The organism is Streptomyces sp. S6 (assembly GCF_054880855.1).
Genome location: NZ_JBTYMC010000212.1, coordinates 1 through 11,824, shown reverse-complemented (window position 1 = coordinate 11,824; position 11,824 = coordinate 1). Strand labels below are relative to the sequence as shown.

Annotated in this window: 4 protein-coding genes, 1 tRNA gene, 1 rRNA gene and 1 pseudogene; 6 read left to right on the top strand and 1 reads right to left on the bottom strand. The window is 69.8% G+C overall.

The window, feature by feature from the left end; genetic code table 11:
- From rrf to ACVNF4_RS24850, 3 genes are all read left to right on the top strand, one after another.
- Nucleotides 1-100: ribosomal RNA gene (gene rrf / locus ACVNF4_RS24860) — 5S ribosomal RNA — on the top strand; the annotation flags it as partial.
- Between the two features lie 110 nt (nucleotides 101-210).
- On the top strand, nucleotides 211-873 hold the full coding sequence (locus ACVNF4_RS24855; protein WP_461805096.1) for a DegT/DnrJ/EryC1/StrS family aminotransferase: 663 nt from the start codon (nucleotides 211-213) through the stop codon (nucleotides 871-873).
- A 76-nt stretch (nucleotides 874-949) separates the two neighbouring features.
- Nucleotides 950-1,022 (top strand) — tRNA-Thr (locus tag ACVNF4_RS24850).
- A 63-nt stretch (nucleotides 1,023-1,085) separates the two neighbouring features.
- Here the strand turns inward: ACVNF4_RS24850 and ACVNF4_RS24845 are convergent.
- Nucleotides 1,086-3,824 (bottom strand): SpoIIE family protein phosphatase, encoded by a 2,739-nt coding sequence (locus ACVNF4_RS24845; RefSeq protein ID WP_461805095.1) that lies wholly within the window; start codon nucleotides 3,822-3,824, stop codon nucleotides 1,086-1,088.
- A gap of 344 nt (nucleotides 3,825-4,168) precedes the next feature.
- Between ACVNF4_RS24845 and ACVNF4_RS24840 the strand changes: the two genes are divergently transcribed.
- The 3 genes and pseudogenes from ACVNF4_RS24840 to ACVNF4_RS24830 all read left to right on the top strand — a co-directional run.
- Entirely contained in the window at nucleotides 4,169-9,595 is a 5,427-nt protein-coding gene (locus ACVNF4_RS24840; protein WP_461805094.1) for a HAMP domain-containing protein, read from the top strand.
- 244 nt (nucleotides 9,596-9,839) lie between these two features.
- Complete coding sequence (locus ACVNF4_RS24835; RefSeq protein WP_355862341.1) at nucleotides 9,840-10,523, top strand: response regulator; 684 nt, start codon at nucleotides 9,840-9,842, stop codon at nucleotides 10,521-10,523.
- A gap of 348 nt (nucleotides 10,524-10,871) precedes the next feature.
- Nucleotides 10,872-11,824: pseudogene (locus ACVNF4_RS24830) on the top strand (cell division protein FtsK); the annotation flags it as partial.

The window sequence follows — 11,824 nt, the reverse complement described above, 5'->3', positions numbered from 1 at the left end:
GAGGGAAACGCCCGGTTACATTCCGAACCCGGAAGCTAAGCCTCACAGCGCCGATGGTACTGCAGGGGGGACCCTGTGGGAGAGTAGGACGCCGCCGAACTCCTTTTAGAGGTAGGCCCTGAACTTCGGTTCAGGGCCTACCTCTTTTTTGTTTTTCGTCACTTTGAGTTCACGTTCCGCGCCGAACATCCCAGCATGGGTACTGGAGCAATGCTCAGGGCTGCGGGCGTCGGACTCGGCGACGAGGTTGTGGTGCCGGCCTTCGGGAACACGGAGATCGCCGAAGAGGTGGCCCGGGTCGGCGCGATGCCGGTGTTCGCGGACGTGGATCCGGTGAGTTACTGCCTCGACGCGCTGGCCGTCGAGTCGGTCGTCACTCCTCGGACGGCGGCCGTGGTTGTCGTGCACCGCTTCGGACGGCCTGCGGATGTGGGGCGGTTGCGTGAAGTCGGGGCGCGGCGGGGGCTGTTGGTGTTGGAGGAGGGAGACGGGGAAGGGGCCGTCGACGAGATCGCTCAGCGGCGGGAGCGGGCGGCCTATCTGGACGCGCGGTTGCGTGGGGTGTGGACGCCGGACGGTGGTGACGGGCACACGTACCAGCAGTATGTGGTGAGGGTGCCGGGGAACGGCCGGCCGGACCGGGACGCCTTCGCTCGGGCCTTGCGCGGCAAGGGAGTTGCCTGCCGGGTCCCGGTGAAGACGCCTGTGCACCGGTTGCCGGAGTTCCGGCGGTGTGTGTCGTTGCCGGAGACCGAGCGGGCCGCTGACGAGACGCTGGCGCTGCCGGTCGACGCGGCGCTGACGAAGCGGGACATGCAGCGCATAGTGTCCGCTTGCAACGCGCTCGGCGGGCTGTTGCAGCCGGCGCGCTGAACGGGTTTGGGAATACACGCTCGTTCGGGGTACGATCTTCTTGTTGCCGCGAGGGAAACCCCACAAAAGCAACAAGGCCCCTATAGCTCAGTCGGTAGAGCGTCTCCATGGTAAGGAGAAGGTCAACGGTTCGATTCCGTTTGGGGGCTCAGAAATAAACCCCCTGCCTGTGAAGGCAGGGGGCTTTTTCATGCCCTCAACTCATTCGCCCCTCACGCCACCCGCATCGCCAAAATAGCCATGTCGTCCGACGGCGCGTCCGACGCGAACCGCTCCACCGCGCGCATGATGCGGGCGGCCACCGCACCCGCTGTGAGGCCGGTGCACGTGGTGAGGACGTCGGCGAGGCCATCGTCGCCCAGCATGCGGGTGCCCTCGCGGCGTTCCGTGACGCCGTCGGTGACGCAGAGGAGGACGTCACCGGGGTCGAGGGTGACCGTCTGCTCGTACAGCTCCAGGTCCTCGATCACGCCCAGGAGGGGCTGGGGTTCGGCGGCGGGTTCGACGGTGCCGTCCTGGCGCAGGCGCAGGGGGAGGGGGTGGCCGGCGCAGACGACCTTCAGTTCGGCGCTGCCGTCCTCCTGGGGGCGCAGCTCGCCGTAGAGGAGGGTCAGGAAGCGGCTGCGGGCGCCCTCGTCGAGGATCGCGGAGTTGAGGCGCTCCAGGACCGCCGGGCCGCTGAGGCCCTCCCTGGCGAGCAGGCGCAGGGCGTGGCGGGCGAGGCCGGTCACCGCCGCCGCGTTGGGGCCGGTGCCGCAGACGTCGCCGATGGCGAAGCCGTACGCGCCGTCGCTGATCGGGAAGACGTCGTAGAAGTCGCCGCCGACCTCGTTGCCCTCGCCGGCCGCGCGGTAGATGACGTCGACCTCGACGCCGTCGATCTCGGGCAGGCCCGGGGGCAGGAGGCTGCGCTGGAGGGCCTGGCTGATGGCCGTGCGTTCGGAGTAGAGGCGGGCGTTGTCGAGGGCGAGGGCGGCCCGGCGGGAGAGGTCCTCGGCGAGTTCTAGGATTTCCTGGCGGAAGTGTTCGTCGGTCGGTTTGCCGAGGGTCAGCATGCCGATGACGCGGTTGCGGGCGACCAGCGGCAGGACGACGGTCTCGCCGCCGACCGCCGAGGCCGTCGCGAGGGTGGGGCCGATGCCCGAGGAGATTGGGTGCGTCGGGCCGCCGGAGAGGCCGAGGCTGCGCATCGAGCTGCGCAGCGCCGCCTCGTGGGCCGCCTGGCCGGGGGCGGTCCAGATGCGGGCGCCGGGGGTGGGGACCGGGTCGGGCGGGGCCGTTTTGGAGAGCAACGACTTGATGCCGTCGATGAGTTCCTCGTCCTCGTGCAGGACGTACGACAGGTAGGGGTCCGACGCCTGGTCGGCGATCGTGTAGACGGCGCACCAGGTCGCCAGGGTCGGCACCGTCATCTGGGCCATCAGGGCGAGGGTCTGGTCGCGGTCCAGGGTGCCGGCGAGGAGGTCGGAGGCCTCGACGAGGAAGCTGAGGGAGCCTCTGCGCAGCCGCTCCAGCTCGCCGAGGCGCGCGGACTCGACGGCGAGGGCGATGCGGTCCGCGGCGAACTGGAGGCGCAGCGCCTCCTCGTTGGAGTAGCGGCCCGGCGACTCGGAGGCGACGCCCAGCGAGCCCGTCAGGCGCCCCTCGACCTTCAGCGGGACGGTGACGACGGCTCGCATGCCGGTGCCGTTCAGCAGCGGGACGGCGCCCGGCACGGCCGTCAGGTCCTCGTGGACGGCGGGCATGCGGGCGGAGCCGTAGCGGCCGGGGCCCGCTTCGACGGGGACTCGGGCGAACCGCTGGCGTGTGGAGGGCAGGCCGGTGGAGGCGCGGACCTCCAGTTCCGTCTCGTCGTCGGTGGCGAGGAGGAGGAACGCGGCGTCCGCGTCGAGCATGTCCCGGGCGCGTTCCACCGTCCGTTGGAGGAGGCCGTCGAGGTCGTCCGGTGCGGGGGAGCCGATGAAGACCTCGAACGGGTCGGTGTTCGGGGAGTCGGACGACGTGGTGGTGTCGGTCGCCGGGACGCGGGCCGGGGTCTGGAGGACCGCGCGCTCGTGGTCGCGTACCAGCAGGCAGACGGTGGAGGGCTCGCCGCCGGCGTCGCGGACGCGCAGGTGGGAGGCGTAGACGGGGGTGACGCGGCCGTCGGCGCCGCGGATGCCGTAGCTGCCCTCCCAGCGGGAGAGCTGGAGGGCCTCGGCGATGCCGGTGGCGGTGCCCGGGGTGTGCGGCCAGGCGGCGAGGTCGGTGAGGGGTTTGCCGATGACCTGGTCGGCGGGGTAGCCGAAGATGTCGTCGGCGTCCTCGTTCCAGGCGGAGATCGCGCCCGTGCGGTCGATCTGGACGACGGCGACCCGTACCCGGCCGTCGGTGAGCGGCAGCAGGCCGACCGGGAGGGAGGGGCCGGCCGCGCGGGTGCCCACCGCGCGTTCGGGCAGGGCGAGCTGGAACCAGACGTTCTTGTGGGTGGGCGCGTACTCGACGCCCCAGCGGCCCGCGATCGCCGAGCAGAGCTGGAGTCCGCGTCCGCCCTCGCGGTCGGGGTTGCTCATGGCGGGCAGCGCGCCCTGGAGGGGGATCTCGCGCTCCGGGTAGCGGTCGGAGACCTCGATGCGTACGCCGTCGTCGCTGCGCAGGCACAGGACGTCGGCGTGGGTGCCCGCGTGGATGACGGCGTTGGTGACGAGTTCGCTGGTGAGGACGACGGCGTCGTCCACGATGTCGGCGAAGCCCCACCCCTGGAGGGTGTCGCGGACGAAGGCGCGGGCGGTCGCGACCGACCGTCCCGCAGGCTCGAAACTGGCAGCCGCGCGCGCGGTGATCACAGAACTCCTCGGCCGGTCGTCGGCGGACAGTGCTTCCCGGTCGTCCGGGTGGCGTGGCTGGGGCGGGCGTGGGCCGGCGGGCCGGGGGTCCGGGGGCTGTCCCCCGGGAATCAGTCCGGTGGTCATTACGTCGGCCGCCCCTCCGCTGCCCGCTCGTGCTGGTGCCACCGCCCAGGCCGGGTCGGGCCGGCGCGGCTGGACAGCCAGTGCAAGGTTACTGACCTTCCGGGGTGGCGCGGATGCCGGTCGCCCGTGTTCCCGCCCCCGGATTGTGCGGACGGTGTGCGCAGCCGCCGAAGTGTTATGGCCGTGTTCGTCGAGGGTGAAACACTGGGCAAGCTTCTTGTGAAGGTCCGGGCAGACTGGGTGTCTTCCGTGTACGTCGGGCAGCAGCCTTCACTGTGGCCTGATTACATCGGGCTGCGATACGCGGCAGTACTGGTAGGGGTCGACCCGTGCGGGAGGGACAAGTGGAGTCTGGCGCAGCGACGCGGGGCACGAAGGCGCGTGTCAGGAGCGGTCCGCGCGCCGCGCGCGCGGGAGGGACGACCGTGGTCGACACGGCTGCCCTGAACCGGCTCCTGGCGGCCCTGGTGTCCATGCGGGACGGGAACTTCCGCAAGCGGCTCACGGTGTCCGGCGACGGCGTGATGTCGGAGATCGCGGCCGTCTACAACGAGGTGGCCGACCGGAACCTGCATCTGACGGGTGAGCTGGCGCGCGTGCGGCGCATGGTGGGCCGTGAGGGCAAGCTCACCGAGCGGCTGGACACGGGTGTCTGCGAGGGGTCGTGGGCCGCGGCCATCGACGCCTCGAACTCGCTGGTCGACGATCTCGCGCGGCCGGTCTCCGAGGTCAGCCGGGTGCTGTCGGCGGTCGCGGAGGGCGATCTGTCGCCGCGCATGGAGCTGCGGGCGCACCTCCCGGAGGGGGCGGGGCATCCGCTGCGGGGCGAGTTCCTGAAGGTCGGGCGGGTCGTCAACAACCTGGTCGACCAGTTGTCCACGTTCACGGACGAGGTCACGCGCGTGGCCAGCGAGGTGGGCACCGAGGGCAAGCTCGGCGGGCAGGCGCAGGTTCGTGGAATGTCCGGTTCGTGGAAGGACTTGACCGAATCGGTCAACACGATGGCGGATCGTTTGACCGCGCAGGTGCGCGATATCGCGCTCGTGACGACAGCCGTGGCCAACGGCGATCTGTCGCGGAAGGTCACCGTCCACGTGGCCGGCGAGATGCTGGAGCTGAAGGAGACCGTCAACGCGATGGTCGACCGGCTCTCCGCGTTCTCCTCCGAGGTGACCCGGGTCGCGCGTGAGGTGGGTACCGAGGGCATCCTCGGCGGGCAGGCGCAGGTGCGGGGCGTGGACGGGGTGTGGAAGGAGCTCACCGACTCCGTGAACACCATGGCCGGGAACCTGACGGCACAGGTGCGCGGGATCTCCGAGGTGACGACGGCCGTCGCCAACGGTGACCTGTCCCGCAAGGTGACGGTCCCCGCGCGCGGGGAGGTCGCGCAGCTCGCGGACACGATCAACCAGATGACGGAGACGCTGCGGATCTTCGCGGACGAAGTGACGCGGGTCGCCAACGAGACCGGCTCCGAGGGACGCCTGGGCGGGCAGGCGAACGTCCCCGGTGTGTCGGGGACCTGGAAGGACCTGACGGACTCGGTCAACACGGTGTTCCGCAACCTCACCACGCAGGTGCGGGACATCGCCTATGTGACGACGGCCGTGGCCAACGGCGATCTGTCGCAGAAGGTGACCGTCGACGTGGCCGGCGAGATGCTGGAGCTGAAGAACACCGTCAACGGGATGGTGGACCAGCTCTCGGCGTTCGGTGCCGAAGTGACCCGGGTGGCGCGGGAGATCGGCGTCGAGGGTGAGCTGGGCGGGCAGGCGCAGGTGTCCGGGGCGGCCGGGACGTGGAAGGACCTGACGGACTCCGTCAACACGGCGTTCCGCAACCTGACCGGGCAGGTCCGCAACATCGCCCAGGTGACGACGGCGGTGGCGAACGGTGACCTGTCGCAGAAGGTGACCGTCGACGTGGCCGGCGAGATGCTGGAACTGAAGAACACCGTGAACCGGATGGTCGACCAGCTGTCGCTCTTCGCCGACCAGGTCACGAAGGTGGCCCGGGACGTGGGTACGGAGGGGCGGCTGGGCGGGCAGGCGCGGGTGGACGGGGTGTCAGGAACGTGGAAGGAACTGACCGATTCCGTCAACTTCATGGCCGGGAATCTGACCTCTCAGGTGCGTCAGATCGCTCAGGTGACGACAGCCGTGGCGCTCGGTGACCTCTCGCAGAAGATCGACGTCGACGCGCGCGGGGAGATCCTGGAGCTGAAGAACACCATCAACACGATGGTCGACCAGCTGTCGTCGTTCGCCGAGCAGGTGACCCGGGTGGCCCGCGAGGTGGGCACCGACGGGCGGCTGGGCGGGCAGGCGCAGGTGCCCGGGGTGGCCGGGGTGTGGCGGGACCTCACGGACTCCGTGAACGGCATGGCGGGCAACCTGACCGGGCAGGTCCGCAACATCGCGCAGGTCGCCACGGCGGTCGCGCGCGGTGACCTCTCGCAGAAGATCACCGTGGACGCGCGCGGGGAGATCCTGGAGCTGAAGAACACGCTGAACACGATGGTCGACCAGCTGTCGTCGTTCGCGGAGCAGGTGACCCGGGTCGCGCGTGAGGTGGGTACCGAGGGCATCCTCGGCGGCCAGGCGGAGGTGCAGGGTGTCTCGGGCACCTGGAAGGACCTCACGCAGTCCGTGAACTTCATGGCGAACAACCTGACCACCCAGCTCCGCAACATCGCCGAGGTCACCACCGCCGTCGCCAAGGGCGACCTGTCCAAGAAGATCACTGTCGACGCCAAGGGCGAGATCCTTGAGCTCGTCACGACGGTCAACACGATGGTCGATCAGCTGTCGTCGTTCGCCGAGCAGGTGACCCGGGTGGCCCGCGAGGTGGGCACCGAGGGCATCCTGGGCGGGCAGGCGCACGTCCCCGGGGTCACGGGCATCTGGAAGGACCTCAGCGGCAACGTCAACCTGATGGCCAAGAACCTGACCATGCAGGTGCGCAACATCTCCCAGGTCGCGGCGGCCGTCGCCAACGGCGACCTGACGCGGCAGGTGACGATCGAGGCGCGGGGCGAGGTGCAGCAGCTCGCCGATACCTTCAACACCATGGTGAAGACGCTCAGTTCGTTCGCCGATCAGGTCACCAAGGTGGCCCGCGAGGTGGGCACGGACGGCATCCTGGGCGGCCAGGCGCACGTACCGGGCGTGTCGGGCACCTGGAAGGACCTCACCGAGTCGGTGAACCAGATGGCGTCCAACCTGACCGGGCAGGTCCGCAACATCGCGATGGTGACGACGGCCATCGCGAAGGGTGACTTGACCAAGAAGATCGACATCGACGCGCGCGGCGAGATCCTTGAGCTGAAGACGACGATCAACACGATGGTCGACCAGCTGTCGTCGTTCGCCGAGGAGGTCACCCGCGTGGCCCGCGAGGTGGGCACCGAAGGGGCTCTCGGCGGGCAGGCGCGCGTGCGCGATGTCGACGGCACGTGGCGCGACCTCACGGAGTCCGTGAACGAGATGGCCGGGAATCTGACCCGGCAGGTGCGCGCGATGTCCCGGGTGGCGAGCGCGGTGACCCGGGGCGACCTGAGCCTGAAGATCGACGTGGACTCGTCCGGGGAGATCCAGGAGCTCCAGGACACCATCAACAAGATGATCGCCAACCTGCGCGACACGACGATCGCGAACAAGGAGCAGGACTGGCTGAAGGGCAACCTCGCGCGCGCGGCTGCCCTGTTGCAGGGCCGCCGGGACCAGGTGGACGTCGCCTCGCTGATCATGAGCGAGCTGCCGCCCCTGGTCGCCGCCCAGCACGGCGCGTTCTTCCTGAGCATGCCGGTCTCCGACGCCGGACCCGACCAGTACGAGCTGCGGATGCTCGGGTCGTACGGCTACTCGATGGGGTCCATGCCGACGTCGTTCAAGCCCGGTGAGGCGCTCGTGGGGACGGCCGCGCTGGAGAAGCGCACCATCCTCGTCTCCAACGCGCCCAGCGGCTACCTGAAGATCTCCTCGGGGCTCGGGGAGGCGCCGCCCGCGCAGGTGATCGTCCTGCCGGTGCTGTTCGAGGGCAAGGTGCTCGGTGTGATCGAGCTGGCGTCCTTCGGGGAGTTCACGCAGATCCAGAAGGACTTCCTCAGCCAGGTCGCCGAGATGATTGCGACCAGCGTCAACACGATCTCCGTCAGCACCAAGACGGAACGCCTGCTGAAGCAGTCGCAGGAGCTGGCGGAACAGCTCCAGGAGCGCTCGGGAGAGCTGGAGCAGCGGCAGAAGGCGCTCCAGGCGTCCAACGCCGAGCTGGGGGAGAAGGCCGAGCTGCTGGCCCGGCAGAACCGGGACATCGAGGTGAAGAACACCGAGATCGAGGAGGCCCGGCAGGTCCTGGAGGAGCGTGCCGAGCAACTCGCCGTGTCCATGCGGTACAAGAGCGAGTTCCTCGCGAACATGTCGCACGAGCTGCGCACCCCGCTCAACTCGCTGCTCATCCTCGCGAAACTGCTCGCCGACAACGCCGAGGGCAACCTCTCCCCGAAGCAGGTCGAGTTCGCCGAGACGATCCACGGCGCCGGTTCCGACCTGCTCCAGCTCATCAACGACATCCTCGACCTGTCGAAGGTCGAGGCGGGCAAGATGGACGTCTCCCCGACCCGGATCGCCCTCGTGCAGCTCGTGGACTACGTGGAGGCCACCTTCCGGCCGCTGACCGCCGAGAAGGGCCTCGACCTGTCCGTACGGGTCTCCCCGGAGCTGCCCGCCACCCTCCACACCGACGAGCAGCGCCTCCTCCAGGTGCTGCGCAACCTGCTGTCCAACGCGGTCAAGTTCACCGACTCCGGCTCCGTGGAGCTGGTGATCAGGCCCGCCGGAGCGGACGTCCCGGTGGTGATCCGGGAACAGCTCCTGGAGGCGGGTTCGCTGACCGACGCGGACGCCCCGCTGATCGCGTTCTCCGTGACCGACACCGGCATCGGGATCGCGGCGAGCAAGATGCGGGTGATCTTCGAGGCGTTCAAGCAGGCCGACGGGACGACCAGCCGCAAGTACGGCGGCACGGGGCTCGGCCTGTCCATCTCGCGGGAGATCGCGCAGCTGCTCGGCGGCGAGATCTACGCCCAGAGCGAGCCCGGCCGCGGCTCCACGTTCACCCTGTACCTGCCGGTGCGCGCCAGCGAGCTGCCTCCGCAGGGCTACCAGCAGGTCGTGCCGGCGCTGGAGGCGGGCGATCTGGTGGCCTCCGAGAACGGGCTCCTGGCGCTCACCGAGGCGGCGGCACCCGCGCCGCCGGAGATCGAGACGCCGGCCGAGGTGAAGTCGTACCACGAGACGCAGAACGGGGCGGCGGCGCTCTTCCGGCGCCGGCGGCGGTCCGCGTCCGGCGAGGAGAACGGGGAGCACACGGCGCACACGCGCGTGCACATCCGGTTCGGCGGCGACAAGGTGCTCATCGTCGACGACGACATCCGCAACGTGTTCGCGCTCACCAGCGTCCTGGAGCAGCACGGGCTGTCGGTCCTGTACGCCGAGAACGGCCGGGAGGGCATCGAGGTGCTGGAGCAGCACGACGACGTCGCGGTCGTCCTGATGGACATCATGATGCCGGAGATGGACGGCTACGCGACGACGTCGGCGATCCGCAGGATGCCGCAGTTCTCGGGGCTGCCGATCATCGCGCTCACCGCGAAGGCGATGAAGGGCGACCGGGAGAAGGCCCTTGAGTCCGGCGCGTCCGACTATGTGACCAAGCCGGTGGACCCGGACCATCTGCTGTCCGTGATGGTGCAGTGGATGCGGGAAGGGTGAGGGGGAGTGTGTGAAGGTGCCGTGAGGCGCTGACTCAGGGTGGCCGGCGCGGGGCAGCGGGACGGTGTTCGGGGAACCTTCTGGTCTCCCGCTGCGTTCCTGCTACGTGCACTGTGACATCGCGGTGACAGGGTGTGGCGGCGGTCGGGGTACGGCTACCATGACCGGCACAAGGAAGGGCGGCGCAAAGGAGTCGTCCCCAGGGGCGGCGCCCGGTGCACTGCCGGGGCGAGGAGGGCGGGCCATGGTGCAGAAGGCCAAGATCCTCCTGGTCGATGACCGGCCGGAGAATCTGCTGGCGCTGGAGGCGATCCTCTCGGCGCTGGATCAGACACTGGTGCGGGCATCGTCCGGGGAAGAGGCGCTCAAAGCACTGCTGACGGACGACTTCGCGGTCATTCTGCTGGACGTCCAGATGCCGGGAATGGATGGATTCGAGACGGCCGCGCACATCAAGCGTCGGGAGCGGACCAGGGACATCCCGATCATCTTCCTCACCGCGATCAACCACGGTCCGCATCACACCTTCCGGGGGTATGCGGCCGGGGCGGTGGACTACATCTCCAAGCCGTTCGACCCGTGGGTGCTGCGGGCGAAGGTCTCGGTGTTCGTCGAGCTGTACATGAAGAACTGTCAGCTTCGGGAGCAGGCGGCGCTGTTGCGGCTCCAGCTCGACGGGAGCGGGCGGCCGGGGGTCGACGGGGGGAAGGAGGCGCCCGGGCTGCTCGCCGAGCTGTCCGCGCGTCTCGCCGCGGTCGAGGAGCAGGCCGAGGCGTTGTCCAAGCAGTTGGACGACGATTCGGCGGATGCGGCGGCTGTGGCCACCGCGGCGCATCTTGAGCGGAAGCTGACGGGGTTGCGGCGGGCGTTGGACGCGCTGGAGCCCGGGGCGGGGGGAGGGGCTCCTACGGTGCCTTCTCAGGGCTGAGCGGGCTGTGTTCGGTGCGGGTTCGGGTGGGCTGGGGTGGGGGGCGTTTCGCTCACCCGCGCTTGCGGGGTGCCGCTGCGCCCACCCGTGCCGCCCCATGGGGGTACCTCCCAGGCCCTTAGGGCACTGGGGGAGGCACGACTGCCCGCAGCTGGGTGGCGGTGGGGAGAGTGGGTGCGGCGCGGTTGCCCGTAGCCGGGTGGTCGTGAGTGCTTCGGTGGTTTTAACTCCCTTGCCGGGAAGCCCTTCAGGCTGAGCGTCAGTTTGAGGGCTCTCCGGAGGCGACACGTACGGGTGAAGCTGTAGGCACACGTGTCCTGTGTTGTTTCCGCCGGTACTCTCACACCCATGGCCTCACGTCCCTCCGCAGCCAAGAAGCAGCCCGCCAAGAAGGCCGCTGCTCCGGCGAAGGCTCCGGCGAAGAAGGCCGTGGCGAGGAAAGCGCCGGCGAAGAAGGCGCCTGCCAGGAAGGTCGCGGCGAAGAAGGCCGCGCCCAAGCCGGCGCCGAGTCCCACGGGCGGTGTCTACCGCCTCGTACGCGCCCTGTGGCTGGGGCTCGCGCACGCTGTGGGGGCCGTGTTCCGGGGGATAGGGAACGGGGCGAAGAACTTGGACCCGGCGCACCGCAAGGACGGCGTCGCGCTGCTGCTGTTCGGGCTCGCGCTGATCGTCGCGGCGGGCACCTGGGCCGACCTCAGGGGGCCCGTCGGAGATCTCGTCGAGATCCTGGTGACCGGTGCCTTCGGACGGCTCGACCTCCTCGTGCCGGTCCTCCTCGCGGTGATCGCCGTACGCTTCGTGCGGCACCCGGAGAAACCGGAGGCCAACGGTCGTATCGTCATCGGGCTGTCCGCGCTGCTGATCGGCGTCCTCGGGCAGGTCCACATCGCGTGCGGGTCGCCCGCGCGCAGTGCCGGGATGCAGGCCATAAGGGACGCCGGTGGGCTCGTCGGGTGGGCGGCGGCGACTCCGCTGACGTTCACGATGACCGAGGTCCTCGCCGTCCCCCTCCTCGTCCTGCTGACGGTCTTCGGGCTGCTCGTCGTCACCGCCACCCCGGTCAACGCGATCCCGCAGCGCCTGCGCCTCCTCGGCGTCAAGCTGGGCATCCTGCACGACCCGAACGAAGACGACTACGACGAGTTCGGTGACGACGACGCGCGCTACGACGAGCAGTGGCGCGAGGCGCTCCCCGGGCGACCGCGCCGGCGGACGGCCCAGGGCGAGGCGTACGACGCCGAGGACGCCGAGGAGCAGGCCCTCTCGCGGCGTCGCGGGCGGCCGAGGCGCTCCGGGGTGCC